The organism is Micromonospora sp. ATA51 (genome assembly GCF_016802855.1).
GTDB lineage: Bacteria > Actinomycetota > Actinomycetes > Mycobacteriales > Micromonosporaceae > Micromonospora > Micromonospora sicca.
The window spans coordinates 1-19,713 of record NZ_JAEVHJ010000030.1 but is presented as its reverse complement, the minus strand read 5'-3'; the positions used below and the strand labels follow the sequence as shown (position 1 = coordinate 19,713).

Sequence of the window (19,713 nt, the reverse complement as noted above, 5' to 3'; positions counted from 1 at the left end):
TCTAGTCAGGGGTCCTTCCTTGGTTACGGTAGGGCGCGCCCCCCTTCTAGGCAAGACTCCTGACTAGAATCGTGGCGTGACCGCTGCGAAGCCCTCGCTGGAGCTGCTCCGATCGCTGACCGACGAGCACGTGCTCCGCGAGTTGATGCGGGCCCGGCGCCTGACCCGGGCCGACCTGGCCCACCGGACCGGCCTGTCGAAGCCGACCGTGGGCGAGAGCGTGCGCCGGCTGACCGAGGCCGGGCTGGTGGCGGACACCGGGGAACGCACACCGGGGGGACGCGGCCGGGGCCGGGTGGGCTCCTACTACGCCCTCACCGACCAGGTCGGCACCGCCCTGGTGTTCAGCATCGCGCCGGACGGCGTCGTGGCCGAACGCGTCGACGCCCGAGGCGACACGGTCACGAGAACGCGGCAGGAGATCACTCGGCCGGCGCGACCCGCCCAGGTCGCCGCGGCGCTGCGAACCGCCGCCGAACATGCCCGGCACGACGCCGCGCCGACCACCCGGCTGGCGGTGGTCAGCGCCGCGGACCCGGTGGACCGCACCACCGGTCGACTGATCCAGCTACCCGACGCCCCGTTCCTGCTCGGCGAACTCGACCCCGTCGAGGTGCTCACGCCGTACGTCGCCGGGCCGGTCATCGTCGACAACGACGTGAACTGGGCGGCGCAGGCCGAACGCGACAGCAACCCCGCCGCCCCGCGCGACTTCGCCTACCTGCACCTCGGCGAAGGGCTCGGTTGCGCGGTAGTCAGCGACGGCGAGATCCGGCGGGGGCACACCGGCATCGCCGGCGAGATCGCCCACCTGATCACCCTCGGGCCGCACGGCCAGGCGACCCGTCTCATCGAGGTGTTCGGCGAACTCGGACTGCGCCGAGCCGACTCGACCGCGATCGACGTCGACCGCCTCCTGAGCAGCGCCACCGGCCACGGAGCACAGGCCGCCGCCACCCGGCACACCCTGGGCCAGGCCATCAGCGGCGTGCTCGCCGCCATCGTCGCGCTCGCCGACCCGGAACTGGTCGTCATCGGCGGTTCCTGGGGCACCCGACCCGCCATGGTGGACGCCATCTCCTCGGCCTTCGCACGCTTCCCCCGGCACGTGCGGTCCAGGTTGCCGAGGTGACGGAGCAACCGTCCCTGGCCGGCGCCCGAAGCGACGCGATCAACCGCCTGCGCTCAGCCATCGTCGCCGCGCCCCGCACCGCGGCCACCCAGGCGACGGCCGGACCAGGGGCCGCTTCCACCGCCGACGCCGGCGGCTGACCAGACCTCGCCTTTCCACGCCTCGGCAGGAGGGGCCAGTTTCCCCCGGATCGTGGCGGACCGCGTCATGCAGGTTGAGGACCGGCTCGCCGTCGAGATCCGTACGCCTCAGCCCGCCGAAGCCGAGCATCAGCTCCCCCGCGAGGTCGCAGACCGTCCAGTAGCCGAAGCCGTGCCGGGACCAGTGGTCGAGCCAACGGGCCAGCTCCATCCGGCTGCCTTCGTGCGGTCGCCTCACCCGGGCCGGTCGACGTGGCCACCGTGGCCGACACCGCCGCCTGCTGGCGGCGGGCCGAGGCGGGCCGTCGATTCGACGGCCGTGTGGATTGCTCAAATGGCCCGTGATCACGGGAAAGGCCTTCTAGGCTCGGGCAGAAGGACCGCGTGCCTCTGCCGAACTGGCACAAGTCCCGGCAGCGCCTTACCCAAGGCCCTCGCGAAAGCTCCGCTCGACCGCCAATGAGCTCAAGACGAAAGGGAGGCCCACGTGGCTGTCAAGACCGAAGCGCGAGCGCCCGTCAGCGAGATCCGGCCGTTCAACATAGAAATCCCCGAGGCGGACCTCAAGGCGCTGCGTGCGCGCATCGCGGCAACGCGCTGGCCCGAAAAGCAGACCGTCGACGATCAGTCGCAGGGCGTGCCGCTCGAGACGAGCCAGGCGCTCGCGCGCTATTGGGAGAAGGAGTACGACTGGCGCAAGGTCGAGGCGAGACTGAACGCCCTACCGAACTTCATCACCGAGATCGACGGGCTCGACATCCACTTCATTCACGTTCGTTCGAAACACGACGACGCGTTGCCGCTCATCGTCACGCACGGCTGGCCCGGCTCGATCATCGAGCAGTTGAAGATTGTCGGACCGCTCACCGATCCCACGGCACATGGCGCGAGCGCGTCGGACGCGTTCCACCTGGTGATTCCATCGATGCCCGGCTACGGCTTCTCGGGCAAGCCGACCAAGCCCGGCTGGGGTCCCGAGCGCATAGCCCGCGCCTGGATCGAGCTGATGAAGCGCCTCGACTACACCCGGTTCGTGGCCCAGGGCGGCGACTGGGGCGCGCTCATCACGGAAGTCATGGGTCTGCAGGCGCCTCCGGGACTCATCGGCATCCACACCAACATGCCTGGCATCTTCCCGCCCGACATCGACGCGCTGCTCCAGTCCGACATCACCGGAGCGAACAAGGCACTCGGCTCACTGCCATCCAATCTCTCAGCCGACGAAAAACGCGCGTGCGAGCAGGCGGACTTCTTCTGGAAGCATTCCGGCTACGCCCTCATGATGGGGCGCGCAGAGACGCTGACCGGATTGGCGGATTCGCCCATCGCGTTGGCGAGTTACATGCTCGACCACGACGCAGCAAGCCTGGACCTGATCTGCCAGACCTTCGCCGGACAACCCCGCGGCCTCACGCGAGACGACATCCTCGACAACATCACGCTCTTCTGGCTGACGAACACGGGGGTCTCCGCGGCTCGTCTCTATGCGGAGAACAAGCTCTCCTTCTTCGCCGCCAAGGGCGTCTCCATCCCGGTTGCCGTGAGCGTCTTCCCTGATGAGCTCTACCAGGCGCCGAAGAGTTGGGCAGAACAGGCGTTCCCCAATCTCATCCACTACAACAGGCTCGACAAGGGCGGGCACTTCGCGGCCTGGGAACAGCCGCAACTCTTTTCGGAAGAGGTACGCGCCAGCTTCCGGTCGCTTCGCTAGACCACGGTGCCCGAACGTCTGCACATGCCCTCACTCGGCGGGGCGACCGAGTGGCTCAACACCGAGCCACTCGGCCCCGCCGAGCTGCGCGGCCACGTCGCCCTCGTCAACTTCTGGACGCTGACGTGCATCAACTGGCTGCGCCAGGAGCCGTACGTCCGGGCGTGGTCGCAGGCCTACCGGAACGACGGGTTGGTCGTCATCGGAGTCCACACGCCGGAGTTCTCGTTCGAGCACGAGATCGACCAGGTGCGACATGCGATCACGGCGCGCGGGATCGACTACCCGGTCGCGGTCGACAACGACTACGGGATCTGGGGCGCATTCGACAACCACTACTGGCCGGCGCTCTACTTCGTCGACACGGACGGCATCATCCGCGACCACCACTTCGGCGAAGGACGCTACGAGCAATCGGAGCGCGTCATCCAGCGGCTACTCGGCGTCGAGCGCGAGCTCGTCCCTGTCGAACGGCTCGGCGTGGAGGCCGAGGCCGACTGGGACCACCTGCGTACGCCCGAGACGTATCTCGGCTACGCGCGCAGCGAGCACTTCGCGTCGCCGAACGGCGCCGCATTCGACGAACGCCGGGCCTACGAGCTCCCCGAGAGCCTGCCCTTCAACCACTGGGCCCTCGCCGGCGAGTGGACAATCGGGTCTGAGGACGTCGTGCTCGACCAGGCCGGCGGAGGCATCGCCTACCGGTTCCACGCGCGCGACGTGCATCTCGTGCTGTCTGCCGGAGCGCGAGAGCCGATCCCGTTCCGCGTGCTCGTCGACGGCGAAGCTCCGGGCCCGTCACACGGCGTCGACGTGGACGAAGATGGGAACGGCTTGCTCCGGGAGGGCCGCCTGTACCAGCTCGTGCGCCAGCACGACGCGGTCCGCGAACGGACCCTGGAGATTACGTTCCTCGAGCCCGGCGCCGAGGCGTACGTATTTACGTTCGGGTAAGCCGGGCCGACACGAGCACGTCGATGACCTGTCCGTACTGGTCAACTGCCCGGTACACGTACCGCCAGACCCCGTTGACTCTGACGTACGTTTCGTCTACGAACCAGCCAGAACTGTTATCAATCTCGCCACGCCGTCCGGGCCGCTGTGAAGGCCTCATGGCGCTGGCGTGCTGGCCTCTGTCAGGCGCAAGGCGGCGGAGAGCAGGCCGATGTGTGAGAACGCCTGCGGGAAGTTCCCCAACTGTTCACCCGTACGCAGGTCGATCTGCTCGGCGAAGAGGCCGAGGTCGTTGGCCCGCCCGGCGAGGCGTTCGAACAGCGCGGCGGCCCGATCCCGCTCGCCGGCCAGCGCAAGGCACTCGACCAGCCAGAAAGAGCAGATGACGAAGCCCGCCGACTCGTCGGGCCAGCGGCGGACCAGCCCATCGGTGGTCAGCTCCTGTTCAATCCGTTCGATAGTCGCGCGCATCCGCGGGTCGGCTGCGGGAATGAACCCGATGATGGGCAGGACGAGTATCGATGCGTCGAGCACGTCGGATCCAAAGGCTCTGGTAAAGGCGCCAACGCTGGGATTCCAGCCCTGTTGCAGGATCGCGGCACGGATCTCGTCGCGGGCCGCCGCCCAACGCTCCAGGTCCGCCGCACTGCCGAGGACGGTGCCGAACCGCACGGCTCGGTCCAACGCCATCCAACATCCCACCTTGGACGTGACGTAATGCCGCTCCTCGCCCCGTGCCTCCCACATTCCCGAATCTGGCAGCCGCCAGGTTTCGGCCGCCTGCTCGGCCAGGGAACGCAGCAACCGCCGTACGTCGTCGGGCATGGGTTCGAGGCTGTCACGCAGCACCCACGCGGCGTCGATCACCTGGCCGAGTGCGTCCTGTTGCCGCTGGCGCCAGGCATCATTGCCGATCCGCACTGGACCCCTGACAAGGTGCCCGGTTAGCACGTCGAGCTGACGTTCGGCCAGGTCGTGCTCGCCCTCGACCCCGAGCATGATCGGTACGGGCTGCCGGCCCACATCGCCGATCGCCTCGGCCAACCAGCGGAAGAGCCGTTCCGCCTCTAACGAGCAGGCCGCCTGGTACAGGGCCCGCATGGCGAGGCTGAAGTCGCGCAACCACACGTAGCGGTAGTCGTAGTTGTCGTGGCCCTCCGGCCGCACCGGCAGCGAGGTGCTTGCCGCGGCGACGTACGCACCACTTGACTGATAGGTCAACCCCCCCAGGATCATCACATTCTGGCGCACCAACTCCGGATATTGCCCTGGGTAGTTGTGCTCCGATATCCAGGAGCGCCACCCCTCGGCTGTCTCGGCGAGGGTCCCTGGTACGTCGACCGGCATTGGCTCGCGTTCGTGATAGGTCGACGAGTAGGACAGGGAGAAGGATTCCCGCTGTCCCGGGTCGACCGTGAACGACGCTGACGCTTCGGTCCGCTGGTGGTGCACCGGCACCGTCGCGGTCATCCCGAGCGTGGTGCCCGTGGCTCTCGCGACGAGAGTCTCGCCGCGCAGATCGAGATGGGCCCGCACGCGGCCGTACTCGAAGCGGGGCGCGTAGGACATCACCATTGGAACGTGTCCGGAGAGCCCTTCCACCAGCCGCAGGAGGAGGCCGGGCGGATTCCGGCCGATCTCGTGTCCGCGGACATTCGAGTCCATGGCCAGGGCGTCGGTGACCGCTACGGATCCGTCCCGGGTGGTGAATACCGTCCGCAGCACCAGCGTGTTTGTCAGGTAGCTCCGCTCGACCTGGAAGTCTCCGGCAGGCCGGATCCACCAATGTCCGCCGTCCTCGTCGAGCAGGCGGGCGAATATCGACGGCGCGTCGAACCGAGACGGGCACCACCAGTCCACGGAACCGTCGCGGCCGACCAGGGCTCCGGATCGGCCGTCGGCGAGGTAGCCGTAGTCTTCAATCCGACCGGCGCACACGGCGTGCAACCCCGGACTGGTCGGTTTCCAGTAGCTGAGCCACCTAGCGATCATCCTTGCCATGTTGGCTGATAGCCGTGTTAGCTGACGGGGCGGATCCTGAGTAGTTCGACCCGAGACGCCCTGAATTGCGCTTGCGCCTACTTACCCCTGTCCGGTTGATTTAACCGGGCGGAAACCGATGCGCGGGCTACGGACCGACCGAACAGCGCAGCTGATCATCGCCGGACACGCCTTCATGTAGAACCTACGACGCGGCCACCACGAACTCGGACTCGACGCCACCGTGCCGTTCGCGGTCGGCGAGGACCAGGACACCTACGTTCGCACCCCGAAGGGTTGGCGGTTCACCTCGCGTGTCTGGGTGTGCAACTGTTCACCCGTTGGCCCAGTAGTTCGCGAGACGAGCCGGTTGGTGGCCAGCAGGTCGTTGATAACGGCGGCCGCCTCCGCTAGGTCTGCGGCCGAGGCCTTGCTGATGACGAACCCCCTAATGCTGGCGTCACGTGTGTACGGCGCGCCCATCGGCAGCACCGGCCGGGCCGCCATCCCGGCCAGCGCGATGGTCCGTCCACCCCGCTTGAGCGCCGGGAAGGCCTGGTCGCGGTAGTCGATCAGCAGGTGAGCGCCGCACCGGCGGCACCAGTCGAAGTCCTCTGGCGCCGTGGCAAAGACGCGAGCACCCCCCGCCACCGCAAGCTGTACGGCCGCACTCCCGACCCCGCCCGCCGCCCCGGCGACGACGACCGTCTCACCGGGCCGCAAGGAGCCGGTCCGGAACAGGCCGAGGTACGCGGTCGCCGCGGTGTGCAGTACGGAGGCGGCGATCGCCGGGTCGGCCTGCGCCGCAGGCGGTAGAGACGCTCCCGGGGCACCACGGCGAACTCCGCGAATGACCCTTGACGCCCCCGGTGCCCCAGACTGTTGCACCAGACCTTCTCTCCGATCGCGAATTCATCCACCCCTTCGCCGGCTCGTACTACGGAGCCGACCAGGTCGCGACCGATCACGAACGGGAACGGTGTGTGCGTGGCGTACCCGCCGGAGCGTACGAACGTGTCGACATGGTTGACCGCGATCAGCTCCGTTCGCACCAGGACGTCGGTGGGTCCCGGAACCGGCACCGAGAGGGGGCCGATCCGGATGCGTTCTGGGCCCCCGAGTTCGGTGAGGTACGCCTCCAACATCGTGTCAGGCAGACCCGCCATCGGTGTCCCTTCCCACCGGACCGGCCGGGTCCTGGCGCACGGCGTAGCGCGCACTCCAGGACTCGACGAGGTCGGTGTCCTCGCGATGCCGAATGTGTAGGCGGGCAACATGATCGGCAACACCCGCTCCGCCCTTCTGCCTGGTCAACGACGGCCAGAGTGTGCATTCTCGTGGGAAACATCGGTGGTAACTGCTCGGGCGTGAGGGCGGTCGGCCCGAAGAGCCAGTCGACGTAGCTGTATGAACCGCCCTAATCCTCACCCCCATCGGTATGTTTTGGGCCGCCGTCAACGGGTAGTACGCGCCATGTCTGGCCTGTCACTGGTGACCGTCGGCGTCAGCTTCGTGCTCGCCGATCCGGCGCAGCTGCTGCCGGCGCGCGAGCAGATGGCCTTCACGCTCGGCTTCCACATCATCCTGGTGCCGTTCGGGGTGGCCTTCACATTCCTGATGCTGATCGCGAACGCCCGCGGCATTCGCCGGAACGACGAGACTGCGCTGCTGCTGGCCCGGCGCTGGTCACAGGTGGCGGCGGTGCTGTTCGCCGTCGGCGCGGTGTCCGGCACGATGCTGTCGTTCGAGCTCGGCCTGCTCTGGCCACGACTGATGGGCAACTACGGCGCGGCGTTCGGCATCCCGTTCGCGATCGAGGGTCTGTTCTTCTTCTTGGAGGCGATCTTCGTCGCCATCTACGTCTACGGGTGGCGGCGGATGCGCCCATGGCCACACTTCTGGACCGGGGTGCCGGTGGTGCTCTCCGGGATCGGCGGCACGCTGTCGGTGGTCGCGGCGAATGCCTGGATGAACCAGCCGGGCGGATTCACCATGCGGGACGGCAAGATCGTGGAGGTCCGCCCACTCGAGGTGATCTTCAACGACGCGTTCTGGTACGAGGCCATCCACATGCTGCTGGCCGCGTACGTGGTCGCCGGGTTCGTCGTCGCCGGCGTGTACGCGGCCGGGATGCTGCGCGGCCGCCGCGACCGGTACCACCGGCTCGGCCTGCTGATACCGCTGACCGTCGCGGCGCTGGCCACCCCGCTGCAGGTCTTCGTCGGCGACATCGCCGCGCGCGAGGTCTACCGGAACGAGCCGGCGAAGTTCGCCACGATCGAGGCCCTCCCGACCACGGGCACCCACGTGCCGGAGGTGCTGGGCGGCTACTACGCGAACGGGAAGGTGCACGGCGGCCTCAAGGTTCCCTCGGGGGCCTCGCTGCTGTCCGGCTACTCACCGTCGACCCGCATCCAGGGCCTGGACGCCATACCCGCCGAGGTGCGGCCGCCGGACCGCCTGGTCACGATCGTTCACCTGAGCTTCGACGTCATGGTCGGTATCGGTTCCGCGCTGCTGGCCCTCTCCGCCTGGTACGCGCTGGCCTGGTGGCGCCGCCGTGATCTGCCGCGCAGCAGATGGTTCCTACGGGCGACCACGGTCAGCGGTTTGCTCGCGGTGGTGGCGCTGGAGGCGGGCTGGGTGGTCACCGAGGTCGGCCGGCAGCCGTGGACGGTCGTCGGTCACCTCCTCACCCGGGACGCGGTCGCCACGTCCGGCAATCTGTGGCTGTTCTTCGCCGCCACCGTCGCGCTGTATGCCGCGGTCGGCGCCACCACCGTGTACGTCCTGCGGCTGCTGCGCCGCCGCTGGCGCGACCAGGGCGGGGCTACCGAGACGGACGTGCCCTACGGGCCGCCCCGGGCCTCGGAGTCCGCGCCTGCGGGAGGGCAGGCGTGAGTACGGTCGCCGCCGTCGTGTTGTTCATCGGCGTCACCGCCTACGCCGTGCTCGGCGGCGCGGACTACGGTGCGGGCTTCTGGGACCTCACCGCCGGTGGTGCGCGGCGCGGGCGGGCCCCGCGGCACCTGATCGACCACACGCTGGCACCGGTGTGGGAGGCCAACCACGTGTGGCTGATCTTCTGCCTGGTGATGCTCTGGACCGGCTTCCCTTCCGCCTTCGCCGCGATCATGACCACGCTCTACATCCCGCTGGGCCTCGCCGCGCTGGGCATCGTGGTCCGCGGAAGCGGGTTCGCCTTCCGGAAGGTGGTGGTGAAGACCGACCATCAGCGGGCGACCGGGGCGGCGTTCGCCACCTCGTCGGTGATCACGCCGTTCTTCCTCGGCACGGTCGCCGGCGGAATCGCCTCCGGGCGGGTGCCCGCCGACGGACACGGCAACCCCGTGACCAGCTGGGTCAACCCGACGTCGCTGCTCGGCGGGGTGCTCGCGGTCGGGGTGTGCGCGTTCGTCGCCGCGGTGTTCCTCACCGCCGAGGGCCGTACCCACGCCGACGCCCGCCTGGAGCGCTGGTTCCGCCGTCGAGCCCAGGCCAGCGCCGTGGCGACCGGCGCCGTGGCACTGGCGGGCATCGCCATCCTGCACGCTGACGCCGGGCGCCTGTTCTCCGGGCTGACCGGCCGCGGCCTGCCCCTGGTGCTGGTCTCCGCGGCATGCGGGCTGGCCAGCATCGCCCTGCTTCACCGGGCCGCGCCCCGGTTGCTGCAGGCGCTCGCCGTCAGCGCGGCCGGCACGGTGGTGGTCGGCTGGGGCGTCGCGCAGTACCCGTACCTACTAGGCACCCACCTACGCATCGACGAGGCCGCGGCTCCCGACGCCACCCTGGCGTCGCTCACCCTCGTCGCCGCCGCGGCGCTCCTGCTCGTCGTGCCGGCCATGGCGCTGCTGTTCGTCCTGCACCAGCGCGGTCGCCTGGACACCGCCTGACTCCGTTCACGCTGGCGCCGCGCTGGACCGCGGCCGGTTCAAGATTCGTTGGTGGTCTCGTTTCGGACCACCACAGCCACACCGGCTTCGGGATCGCGCCGCTGGGCAGGTGATTCACCTCCAGCCGGATCACGGTGCCTTCGATGAGCGGCAGGTCGCCGGTCTGGTCGAGCCAGGCGTTGCGGTGCGTCAGCCGGGGATGCAGTCGGTTCCAGCTGCGGGCGGTGGCAGTGCCGTAGAGGCGGGTGTCGGTCACCGTGGTCACGTCGGGCCTGCCCCAGCTGGCGGGGTCGCCGAAGGTGAACTCGCCGCCGTGGCGGGGTGGTCGGGCGTTCGTGCCCGGCCGTTGGGGCGGGGCCGCGCGGCGCAGCACCCGATCGGAGCGCATCCGGCCCAGCACCTGCACCGGCAGGTCGCGCAGAAGGTACGCCAGTCGGGGTGTGTCGTAGCCGGCGTCGGCGACGATGAGGACCTCGGGATCATCAGCCGGGCGGCGACGGGACCTCCGGTGGCTTGCCCGCGGCGTTGCGCCAGTCCAGCACGGCGATGAGCAGCAGCACTGCGGCGGCGGTGGTCGCGGTGGCCAGCGGCGACACCCGCCCCATCAGCGGGGCTACCGCGGCCAGCAGGGCGATGCCGACGATCCTGCGCCGCGAGACCCGGGCGAACACCAGATGCTCCAGGCGGGCCCGGCCGACGAGGAACAGCGCCGGCCCGCCCAGGATTGTCGCCCGCCACGACGGGTGTGTCACCTGGGTGTGGCTGTGCTGCACGATCTCGTGTCCGATTGCGGTGGTGACGATGCCCAGCACCATCAGCGCATGCGCGAACCCGACCCGTCGACCCCACCCCGCGGGATCGCCTGCCGCGTCGAGGGCCTCGGGCAGCAGCTCACCGGCCTTTTGGAAGTACACCCGCCACAGCATCGTCGTGGTGGCGAAAGCGATCACCAGGCCAGCAGTCTTGTAGAGGTCGTGCGGGTGGGTGCTATAGCTGATCCCGACGGCGAGGATGCTCTCACCGAGGGCGATCATCAACAGCTGTTGGTTCCGGTTCGCCAGGTAGTGCCCGGCGAGCTGCCAGATGGTGTTCTGACGCCGACCCAGCCCGGGCAGCGGCCAGCCCAACCTCGCCGATCCCAGATCCACCACCACCGCCACCGCCCACCACACCAGCTGGGCGGCGCCGACGGCCACCCCGCCGCCTACCCAAAACAACCCGGCCAGGCATAACCACGCCGTTACCCGCCAGTACAACCGGCGCAACCGGTGCGACCGCAGACCCAGCGATATCACGGCCGGGCGCGCCACCCGCGCCGTCACGAACACCACCGCGAACACCAGACCTTCACCGGCGAACGCCCCCGGCACAGCCGTCCCCATGATCATCATGGCGAAGGTGCTGAACAGCAGCATCACCCGGGTGCCCGCGCGGCGTGGCTCGAACCGGCCGGTGAGGTACGCGGTGGTGGTCCACAGGTACAACACCGGTATGAACAGCAACACCGTCCGGCCGGCATTGCCCCACCGCCGCGCCGGGTTGTCGTTGAGGAAGCCGGGCAACGACCCCGCGACTACACGGTCGAGCGCGAACACCACCGCCAGATCGAAGAACAACTCCACGAACGTCGCCTGCTGCGCGCTGCCGCTCCGCCGCAGCAAGCCCACCGCCCGACCCGCGGCCCGCCGCCGCCCCGCAAACCGGCTGCCCATCTGACCCATTCAACTGCCCGGCAGGCCCGAACACACCCGATACCGCCAAGGCAACCGCGGCGGCCCGCGACTCCAGGCGACGCCTCGAGCGCGGGCATCACCTGTGCACATCAGGCACCAGGTCGAGCCCGACGCCCCGCCGCGGCCGAGGCGACCGCACTGTGCGCCACCGCCTGCCATACCACCCTGGACTGGCCCAGGTCCTATCTGATCCGTACGCTACGAACCGTGTCTGGGAAGAGACTCAAGTTAAGGGGGCCGAGGGCGCCCGACGCGCGAAGCTATGGCTTGAGTCGACGACCCGCGTAAGCGTCCAGTGGGTAAATCCTCATCCCGTCGCTGTGCCGAAGCTGACGTTCAAATGGCATGGTGGGTCGACATTTTCCTTTGACCTTGGCGGAGTGCTTCTTGGCGAGGACCTCCATGGTCAGGAATTCCTTGCCGAATGCAAGAAGTATGCAAAGCCGTCCGACCAGGGCACCCTGTACGTTAAGTATCTCGCGCAATGCTACCGCGCTGCTGTTCCGCCACCAGCCCGGCGTCGTGTCCACGCGGGTCGGCTACAGCGGCGGCGACGTCCCGAACGCCACCTACCGCAACCACGGCACCCACGCGGAGTCCATCGAGGTCGTCTACGACACCGAGAAGACCGACTTCCCCGCGCTGCTCGAGTTCTTCTTCCAGATCCATGACCCCTCGACGAAGAACCGCCAGGGCAACGACATCGGCACCAGCTACCGCTCGGCGATCTTCTACACCAGCGACGAGCAGAAGCGGGTCGCCGAGGACACGATCGCCGACGTCGACGCCTCGGGCCTGTGGCCCGGTAAGGTCGTCACCGAGGTCACCCCGGCAGGCGACTTCTGGGAGGCTGAGCCCGAGCACCAGAACTACCTGCAGACCTACCCCAACGGTTACACCTGCCACTTCCCCCGCCCCGGGTGGAAGCTCCCGAAGCGGGCGACGGCCTGACACCCCCGGCCTGGGGCCGAGGTGGTCGGCCTGGACGAGGATTCAGCCGGATGGGTGCAGGCTCTCTCCGGCACCGGTGCCGATCGAGACGTGGCATTCGACCGGCTGCACGAGATGCTGGTGCGCGCGGCATTGCCCGACTTGGCTCAAATTAGTGCGCACCTTGGGTGATCGCGGCGCCGGCGGTGCGGAGGTCGTCGGGTAGTAGGTCGGTGGCGGTGATGGTGTGATTGCCGGCCTGAATTTCGATGACGCGGTAGCAGCCGGCGGTGCGGACGAGTCGTCTGATCGACCAGTCATTACGGTCTTCGATCAAGCGGCGGGATACCCTACCTGCGGTGCCTCGAACCGCGTGACCGGAGGAGTCGATGCTGGGATGACGGCAGGGCGACCGATGCCGACACAGGACGACGTGCTCGGGTACTTCAACACGCTGTCGAACTGGGGACGGTGGGGCGACGAAGACGAGCTCGGAACTCTGAACCACATCACCGACGACGTCCGGCTGGCGGCGGCGCGGGCCGTGCGCCACGGCAGGAGCGTGTCCTGCGCATGGGAGGTTGCCGTACCGGAAGACATGGAGCGGTCGACGACGACGTGCCCGTGCGCCGCCGACATGCCGGGTGCCGACAACATGCCGGTGCCCGGCTTCCACGCCGACCGGCGCTGGGGCTTTTCGTCCGAGCGGCTCGGCATCACGTTCCACGGCAACACCCTCACCCACGTCGACTCGCCGTGCCACATCTTCTGGGACGGCACGATGTACAACGGGCGGTCGCACTCGTTGGTCGACGCCGCAACGGGATCGGCGTGGGCGGCCGTCACGGCGGCGGCGAACGGGATCATCACGCGTGGTGTCCTGCTGGACATTGCGAGGGCCCGGGATGTGCCGTGGTTGGAACCGGGGCAGGGTGTGTTTCCCGACGATCTCGAGGAGGCCGAGCGTCGCCAGGGTGTACGGGTGCGATCCGGCGATGCGGTACTCCTGCGGACCGGCTATGGCCGCGTCCGGCACGAGGCCGGTGAGGCCAGCGGTTTCACGCAGGCCGGCTGGCACGCGTCCTGCCTGCCGTGGCTACATGAACGCGACGTCGCGCTGATCGGCGCTGACACCCCCCAGGACGTTCAACCGTCGGGGTACGAAGACGTGTTGATGCCGGTTCACGCCGTGAGTCTTGTCGCGATGGGTCTGTGGCTGCTCGACAACTGCGACCTGGAGGTGTGCGCGACAACGGCTGCCGAGCTCGGCCAGTGGGACTTCCACCTCGCAGTCGCGCCGGTCCGCTTCGCCGGTACGTCCGGCAGCCCGGTCAACCCGATCGCCACATTCTGACCGCGGTTCACGAGGGGGTGCGATGCCATGAACGGCCCGACCCGCACCTGGAGCGTGGTCGGTGAGGACACGCCGTGCTGGTCGGGAACCAGGCGGCACGAGCGCCTCAAGGCGTGCGCGGCGCAGGCCACGGCGAGGTGCTGCCGCCACGATTCCTTCGCGAACCTCGGCAGGGCCAGCACCAACTGACCGAACACCGCGTCCCCGGTCACGGCCTGCTCAAACCCGAGCACCCGGTAGGCATGGATCAGGACATCCACCAGATAGCGGGACGGGAGGTGCAGACCTGGCTCAACAAGGTCGCGAAGACGTGCCAGTGCTGCGCTCAGGGAAAGGGCTGGGACAAGCCGTGCACCACGCATGGCGAACCATTCTGCGAGGGCTGCCGCGACCACCACGACATCAACCTCGTCATCGACAAGCAGCTCCAGCGGGTACGCGGCCGGCTGCTGCACCGGGCCACCAAGACGGAGGAGTCCGACGCCCCCCTCCCGCTGCCGACCATCTGCGTCACCGCACTGCGGCACCGCCACAGGCAACAGGAGACCGCAAAGGAGAAAGCCGGCGACGCCTGGCACGACACAGGAAGCTCGGCGAGAGCCTCGATCAATGAGGGTTCCTGTACTTCGCTGCTGTACAAGACCAGAAAGGCCATCCGGAAGATCCCGAATGGCCTCTGACCTGGGTCGGGACGGCCAGATTCGAACCGACGAGCCCTTGATCCCCAGTAGTCCGGCGGCCCAGCGGCATGCTCACGGCACGTTTGCCCAGGTCGCCTCGCAAGCGTCCCGAGGCTAAGCGATGCTTGCGAGCGGAAAGTTCAGGGACATCGGGCTGGTCACCGCCACCGGGTTCCGGTGGCGTATACGTAGTTCCGCCACACGTACCGCCACGGGGTGACGGCGAGGATGACGACAACCAGGGAGCAACTGACCACGGTCTCGGTCGTGGCCGCGTCGAGGTCACCGGTGATGGCTTGGGGGAGGGCGACCAGTGCGAGCCAGAAGAGCTTCCAGAGCGACTCGAAGAGCAGCACGGGAAGCAGCTTGACCGGGTAGCGCAGGCCGAGGAACGCCAAGAGGGACATGGCGGTCAACATGCAGAGCGTCACGCCCTCGTAGAGCGGCAGGGTGGCGACGTCGGGCAGGAGCGGCCACTTCACCAGGGCGAGTCCGACACCCATCAGGAGGTAGCCGGCGCGCATCAGGTGCAGGCGGGTCAGCGACAGATCGGGATGGATAGCGGGTGCGGCGGCAGTGATGGTAGCCATGGGATTCACTCCTGGTCGAGGCGGGATGGTGGCGGTCGCGCCGGAGTAGGTGATCGGGGCGTGGGTCAGCCCCGTCGCCTGGACCCGGGCGGTCCATTGGTGTTGCTGTTCCTGGGAATCGGGGTCGCGCGCGGCGTCGATGGAAGTGAGGGAGATGAGGGTAACGCCGAGGTCGCGGACCTTGGTGAGCAGGCCGTGCAGCTCGGCCTGGTGCCTCACGGCAGCGCGAAGTGTGGTGGTGCCGTCGTCCTCGCCGGTGAGGGCGAGGCCGCCGAACCAGGTCACCGGTGGTCGACCTGGACGTCCATCCCCGGATCGCGATAGCGATCCTGAGACACGCGAGCTTTTCGATCACGATGGAGATCTACAGCCAGGTCTCGTCCAAGGCTACCCGCCAAGCCCTGCGGGAAATCGGCCGAGAGCCTGGATCAATGAACCATTGCTGTACTTCGCTGCCGTACAAGATCAGAAAGGGCCACCCGGAGAATCCCGGATGGCCTCTGACCTGCGTCGGGACGGCCGGATTCGAACCGACGACCCCTTGACCCCCAGGACGTTGGGGTAGGAGATCCACCAGCTCACAGCCACGTTGTACCTCCGATCGACGCTCAGCGGCGAGCGGTCTGTTCGGCATCGCGCATGCCATGTGGTCCCCACCTGGTCCCCCGGATCCGAGACGGCAAGGGCCAGCAACATGGCGTGAGCAACTCGGCATCCGGGTCCCGGTACACCGGGCCCAACTCGCGATGGGCCTGGATTGCATGGTGGGTCAGATGGGCGGGGCGGGTGGCTCGGGTTCTCGGCCGCGGGCGTGCCACGCGTCGGAGCCGGCGATTACGGCCAGTACCACGGCGGTGGCGGCGCCGGCGGCCAGCGGTGACGCATATCACGTGGCACTGCGTCCGGCTGTGCATCCAGTGGTGGCACACCCAGGTGGCCATGCTCCTGCTCGTCAGCGTGGCGGTCACCCCGGTCGGCCTCGCGGAATGGTGGCGCTGTGACCCGGATCAGCCGAGGAACGTGACGTACAGCAGGTACACGTTCAACACGATGATCACTGCGGCGATGCCGCCCGCGATCGCGGTGGTGACCCGGTTGTTGACGAACGAACCCATGATGTCCGCACGCCGGGTGAGCAGCAGCAACGGCACCAACGCGAAGGGGATGCCGAAGGACAGCACCACCTGGGAGATCACCAGGCTGTCCGTGGCCGGCAGGCCCAGCCCGAGCACCAGCAGCGCCGGGAGCATCGTCAGGCCGCGCCGCACGAACAGCGGGATGCGTCGGCGGATGAAGCCCTGCATGACTACCTGGCCGGCGTACGTGCCCACGCTCGACGACGACAGCCCCGAGGCGAGCAGCGCCGCGGCGAACGCGAGTGCCGCGCCGCCGCCGACCAGCTGGCCGAGCCCGGCGTGGGCGGCCTCGATCGAGTCGACGTCGGCGTGCCCGGTGCGGTTGAACATCGAGGCCGCGATCACCAGCATCGACAGGTTGATCACGCCGGCCGCGCCGAGCCCGATCACCACGTCGAGCCGCTGGAAGCGCAGCAGTTCGTGGCGTTCGGCGTCGTCGCGGCAGGCCACCCGCGCCTTCGTCAACGCCGAGTGCAGGTACACCACGTGCGGCATCACCGTCGCTCCGATGATGCCGGCCACGACCAGGAGGCTGTCGTTGCCGGCGAGCCCGGGAACCATCCCGCCGGCCACGCCGACCGGGTCGGCGCCGACCACGGCCAGGTCGTAGAGGAAGCCGAGGAACACAATGCAGAGCAGCCCGACGATGGCAAGCTCGAAGCGGCGGTAACCGCGCTGCTCCAGGGCGAGGATCCCGAACGCCACGACCGCGGTGATCAACCCGGCCGGGAACAGCGGCACGTGGAACAGCAGGTTCAGCCCGACCGCGGCGCCCACGAACTCGGCCAGGTCGGTCGCCATCGCGATGACCTCCGCCTGGACCCACAGGCCGCGGGACACCGGCCGCGGCAGGTGCTCGCGGCAGAGCTCCGGCAGGTCCCGCCCGGTCGCCACGCCGGCCTTGGCCGACAGGTACTGCACCAGCATGGCCATCAGGTTGGCGACCACGATCACCCAGGCCAGGGTGTAGCCGAACCTTGCGCCGGCGGTGAAGTTGGTGGCGAAGTTGCCCGGGTCGATGTAGGCGACGGCGGCGACGAACGCCGGACCGAGCAGCGCCAGCACGCCGCGCAGCCGCCCCCGGGAGAGGAGCAGCTGCAGGGCGCTCAGCTCGGCGACGGGTGCGGCGGGCTCGGCGACGGCCGGTGGCCGGCCGTCACCGAGTACGGGGCCCATGGCTCACCCGACCGACGGACCGAGCCGGAGCGGCTGCGGCGTGCTGGAGTCCGGCGACGGCTGGTGCAGGCCCTGGTCGAGCGGCCCGAACTGGGTCATCAGCGCCGGGCTGCCACCCCACGGCGTCTGCTCCTCGGCGACCAGCGTGTTCGTGGTCAGCAGCAGGCCGGCGACCGAGGCGCCGTTCTGCAGCGCCGACCGGGCCACCCGCAGCGGATCGACGATGCCCATCTCGAACATGTTGCCGAACCTGCCCCGCAACGCGTCGAACCCGTCGTCCGTGGATCGGGTCGAGTTCGAGGTGCATCATGTGCTTCCTGTCGGGTCGTTGCCCTTTGGGGCGAAGGAGGCGATCCGGTGCCGCTTGGGGTGGAGTCGTGGCGCTGGCTGTGTGCCGGGCGCAGGGCCGTCCGGTACCGGCCCGGGAACACGCACCGCAGTGCGCCGGGACCGCGGCGATGGCCGTGATTAGGCGGCAGACCCGCCGCTCATCGCGATGTCGCCGTTGACGCCGGAGGGATAGAAGCCGCCGGAGTTCGCCGGACTCGCGTTGAGGTACACGATATTCAGGACCGACTGGGCGGAGCGACCGTAGGCGATGCCGTTGGCGTCGGTGGGAATGAGGTTCGCCTCGGTGTTGCTGCCGATACCCTGGTCGTCGTCGACCGGTCCGTCGAGACTGTTGCGGGCGTCGGAGAGCTTCTGCACGCCCGCGAAGACGGCGTCGTCGATCATGCCTTCGTTGTAGAGCGCGGAGCGGACGATCCCGGCGTGGTACGCCTCCGTGGCGAGCAGACCCGCGGCAGCGTCCAGGTATGTCTTGTTGGACAGCAGCGGTGCCGCTCCTTTGAAAGCGGAGACGCCGACGTCCTCGAACAGAAACGCGGCGAACAGGAAGTTGAGATCGTTGGCGTACGGGTCGAACATCTCGCCCGACTTGATGAGCCCGGCCGCGATGGCCGCTGCGGTGAAGCTCGTGTCAAGAGAGATCGCCGGACGGGAAACGGCATGCTCCCCGAGGGCGGACCGCAGGAAGGCCACATGCTGCCGCTCGTCCGACGCGATCTCCCGTGCGAACTTGCGCACTACCGAGTTGCTGAAGTTGACCATGCCCCCACCGGTCACCTCACCCCGGGTGCCGGTACCGGTGGTCATCTCGTCGGGCAGTCCCTGCCCGGTCGTCGCGCGAAGGTAGAACTCGGCTTCGAGGTATTCGAGGTTGAGGGCGAAGTTCAGGATCGTCGCGTCACTCGGCCCCGAGCCGTCCGGCGATTGCGCGGCGGGGTTCGTCGGGTCCGTCATCGACGCGAGCTTCCGTCGATCGTCATCCGACTCCGCGCTGCGCGACACCGCCTCTTTGATGAACTTCTTTACCATCGAAAGTCGACTCCCGTTTCGATGCACGACACGCCGGGTACTCCATCGATGTGGTCGCCGGTGCGCCGCGCGCTACTGCCATCGGCGCTGACGCTAATGCGTGGCTATTTCGGTCGTACTCCTTTCCCGACACTTCACCCGCAGGAGGTGCGCCGGCGGGGATGGCCGCACCACGGCGCGGGCCAACCAAGAGTGATGGCAGATAGAACCGACGACGATCGCGAACTTGTCCTACGACGAGTGGATCCACCGTGCCGTGACATCGTCCGGACGATCTTCGACCAGCCCGACGCGGATGCCGTCCACGCCCAGTTCCAGCGAGTCCTGGCCACGATCGAAGAGAAATTCCCGACCGCAGCCCAGCACCTCGACGCAGCCCGCGACGACCTGCTCGCCTTCACCGGCTTCCCGCGGGAGATCTGGCGCCAGATCTGGTCCAACAACCCACAAGAGCGGCTGAACCAGGAGATCCGCCGACGCACTGACGTCGTCGGCATCTTCCCCAACCGGGCGGCGATCATCCGCCTCGTCGGCGCTGTCCTGGCCGAGCAGACCGACGAATGGACCGAAGGCCGCCGCTACATGGGCCTGGAACTGCTCAACAAAGCCCGCCTCATCCCTGCCCACCCCAACCAACACGACAGCGACCTGGGCGACCCCACCCCGATCGCCGCACAACATCAGAACCGATCCCGCGATGGCCGTCTCCTACACCACCAGCGCGGACGTGACCCCATCCTGGAGCCGGAGCGCCCCCGCCGGAGGCGCAGTAGCCGCAACCCCGCGACCGCCGCCAGGGCGCCGACGCGGCCGGCGTGCGCTCTCCTACGCCGACGAAGACAACACACGTCATCGGGATGCTGGGCGTCGCCTATCTGGTCGCCGCCCTCCTGGACGACCTCCTCGCGATCCCCGTCATCGCCCTCG

16 protein-coding genes and 5 pseudogenes are annotated in these 19,713 nt (G+C 68.5%); 9 read left to right on the top strand and 12 right to left on the bottom strand.

The annotated features are described in order from the left end of the window. Positions 1-76: 76 nt before the first annotated feature. Entirely contained in the window at positions 77-1,132 is a 1,056-nt protein-coding gene (locus tag JNW87_RS07945) for an ROK family transcriptional regulator (RefSeq protein ID WP_238453393.1), read from the top strand. 39 nt (positions 1,133-1,171) lie between these two features. On the opposite strand, the gene JNW87_RS07940 is transcribed toward JNW87_RS07945, so the two are convergent. After that, positions 1,172-1,483: a hypothetical protein gene (locus JNW87_RS07940; RefSeq protein ID WP_238453392.1), complete on the bottom strand. Its 312-nt coding sequence runs from the start codon at positions 1,481-1,483 to the stop codon at positions 1,172-1,174. 276 nt (positions 1,484-1,759) lie between these two features. Here JNW87_RS07940 and JNW87_RS07935 point away from each other — a divergent pair, with 276 nt between their 5' ends. Next, complete coding sequence (locus JNW87_RS07935; protein WP_109805443.1) at positions 1,760-2,983, top strand: epoxide hydrolase family protein; 1,224 nt, start codon at positions 1,760-1,762, stop codon at positions 2,981-2,983. A gap of 6 nt (positions 2,984-2,989) precedes the next feature. Then, the gene (locus tag JNW87_RS07930; RefSeq protein WP_236648517.1) at positions 2,990-3,937 is read left to right on the top strand and encodes a redoxin domain-containing protein; all 948 of its coding nucleotides are present in this window, start codon (positions 2,990-2,992) and stop codon (positions 3,935-3,937) included. Position 3,938: 1 nt separating this feature from the next. Here the strand turns inward: JNW87_RS07930 and JNW87_RS07925 are convergent. From JNW87_RS07925 to JNW87_RS41375, 4 genes and pseudogenes are all read right to left on the bottom strand, one after another. Further along, positions 3,939-4,049, bottom strand: a pseudogene (locus tag JNW87_RS07925) (DDE-type integrase/transposase/recombinase); the annotation flags it as partial. Positions 4,050-4,093: 44 nt separating this feature from the next. Continuing rightward, positions 4,094-5,929 (bottom strand): glycoside hydrolase family 15 protein, encoded by a 1,836-nt coding sequence (locus tag JNW87_RS07920; protein WP_109805446.1) that lies wholly within the window; start codon positions 5,927-5,929, stop codon positions 4,094-4,096. Between the two features lie 264 nt (positions 5,930-6,193). Beyond that, complete coding sequence (locus JNW87_RS07915; protein WP_236648516.1) at positions 6,194-6,640, bottom strand: hypothetical protein; 447 nt, start codon at positions 6,638-6,640, stop codon at positions 6,194-6,196. A gap of 95 nt (positions 6,641-6,735) precedes the next feature. Then, positions 6,736-7,062 (bottom strand): annotated as a pseudogene (locus JNW87_RS41375) (alcohol dehydrogenase catalytic domain-containing protein); the annotation flags it as partial. 328 nt (positions 7,063-7,390) lie between these two features. On the opposite strand from JNW87_RS41375, the gene JNW87_RS07910 reads away from it, so the two are divergent. Then, positions 7,391-8,818 (top strand): cytochrome ubiquinol oxidase subunit I, encoded by a 1,428-nt coding sequence (locus tag JNW87_RS07910; protein ID WP_109805441.1) that lies wholly within the window; start codon positions 7,391-7,393, stop codon positions 8,816-8,818. Further along, a complete protein-coding gene (locus JNW87_RS07905; protein WP_109805440.1) occupies positions 8,815-9,810 on the top strand; it encodes a cytochrome d ubiquinol oxidase subunit II in 996 nt (331 codons plus the stop codon). Before JNW87_RS07910 ends, JNW87_RS07905 begins: the two co-directional genes overlap by 4 nt. 61 nt (positions 9,811-9,871) lie before the next feature. Here JNW87_RS07905 and JNW87_RS07900 read toward each other — a convergent pair. Both JNW87_RS07900 and JNW87_RS07895 read right to left on the bottom strand, forming a co-directional pair. Beyond that, positions 9,872-10,297: pseudogene (locus tag JNW87_RS07900) on the bottom strand (transposase); the annotation flags it as partial. Beyond that, positions 10,293-11,522, bottom strand: a complete 1,230-nt coding sequence (locus JNW87_RS07895) for a low temperature requirement protein A (protein ID WP_161558001.1) — start codon at positions 11,520-11,522, stop codon at positions 10,293-10,295. The pseudogene JNW87_RS07900 and the gene JNW87_RS07895, both read right to left, overlap by 5 nt. A 495-nt stretch (positions 11,523-12,017) precedes the next feature. Between JNW87_RS07895 and msrA the strand changes: the two genes are divergently transcribed. Next, the gene (gene msrA, locus JNW87_RS07890) at positions 12,018-12,494 is read left to right on the top strand and encodes a peptide-methionine (S)-S-oxide reductase MsrA (RefSeq protein WP_109805445.1); all 477 of its coding nucleotides are present in this window, start codon (positions 12,018-12,020) and stop codon (positions 12,492-12,494) included. A gap of 151 nt (positions 12,495-12,645) precedes the next feature. Here the strand turns inward: msrA and JNW87_RS07885 are convergent, their stop codons facing one another. Next, a complete protein-coding gene (locus tag JNW87_RS07885; protein WP_161558000.1) occupies positions 12,646-12,810 on the bottom strand; it encodes a hypothetical protein in 165 nt (54 codons plus the stop codon). A gap of 78 nt (positions 12,811-12,888) precedes the next feature. Between JNW87_RS07885 and JNW87_RS07880 the strand changes: the two genes are divergently transcribed. Both JNW87_RS07880 and JNW87_RS41370 read left to right on the top strand, forming a co-directional pair. Beyond that, the gene (locus JNW87_RS07880) at positions 12,889-13,827 is read left to right on the top strand and encodes a cyclase family protein (protein ID WP_109805438.1); all 939 of its coding nucleotides are present in this window, start codon (positions 12,889-12,891) and stop codon (positions 13,825-13,827) included. Between the two features lie 335 nt (positions 13,828-14,162). Next, positions 14,163-14,414: pseudogene (locus JNW87_RS41370) on the top strand (site-specific integrase); the annotation flags it as partial. 251 nt (positions 14,415-14,665) lie between these two features. On the opposite strand, the gene JNW87_RS07870 reads toward JNW87_RS41370, so the two are convergent. From JNW87_RS07870 to JNW87_RS07855, 4 genes are all read right to left on the bottom strand, one after another. Beyond that, positions 14,666-15,382 (bottom strand): hypothetical protein, encoded by a 717-nt coding sequence (locus JNW87_RS07870; protein ID WP_109805436.1) that lies wholly within the window; start codon positions 15,380-15,382, stop codon positions 14,666-14,668. Between the two features lie 722 nt (positions 15,383-16,104). Beyond that, entirely contained in the window at positions 16,105-17,409 is a 1,305-nt protein-coding gene (locus JNW87_RS07865) for an Nramp family divalent metal transporter (protein ID WP_109805434.1), read from the bottom strand. A 3-nt stretch (positions 17,410-17,412) separates the two neighbouring features. Continuing rightward, entirely contained in the window at positions 17,413-17,649 is a 237-nt protein-coding gene (locus JNW87_RS07860) for a hypothetical protein (protein WP_201749991.1), read from the bottom strand. A gap of 228 nt (positions 17,650-17,877) precedes the next feature. Further along, a complete protein-coding gene (locus JNW87_RS07855) occupies positions 17,878-18,786 on the bottom strand; it encodes a ferritin-like domain-containing protein (RefSeq protein WP_109805433.1) in 909 nt (302 codons plus the stop codon). Between the two features lie 276 nt (positions 18,787-19,062). Between JNW87_RS07855 and JNW87_RS07850 the strand changes: the two are divergent. Beyond that, positions 19,063-19,401, top strand: a pseudogene (locus JNW87_RS07850) (transposase); the annotation flags it as partial. Between the last annotated feature and the right edge of the window lie 312 nt (positions 19,402-19,713).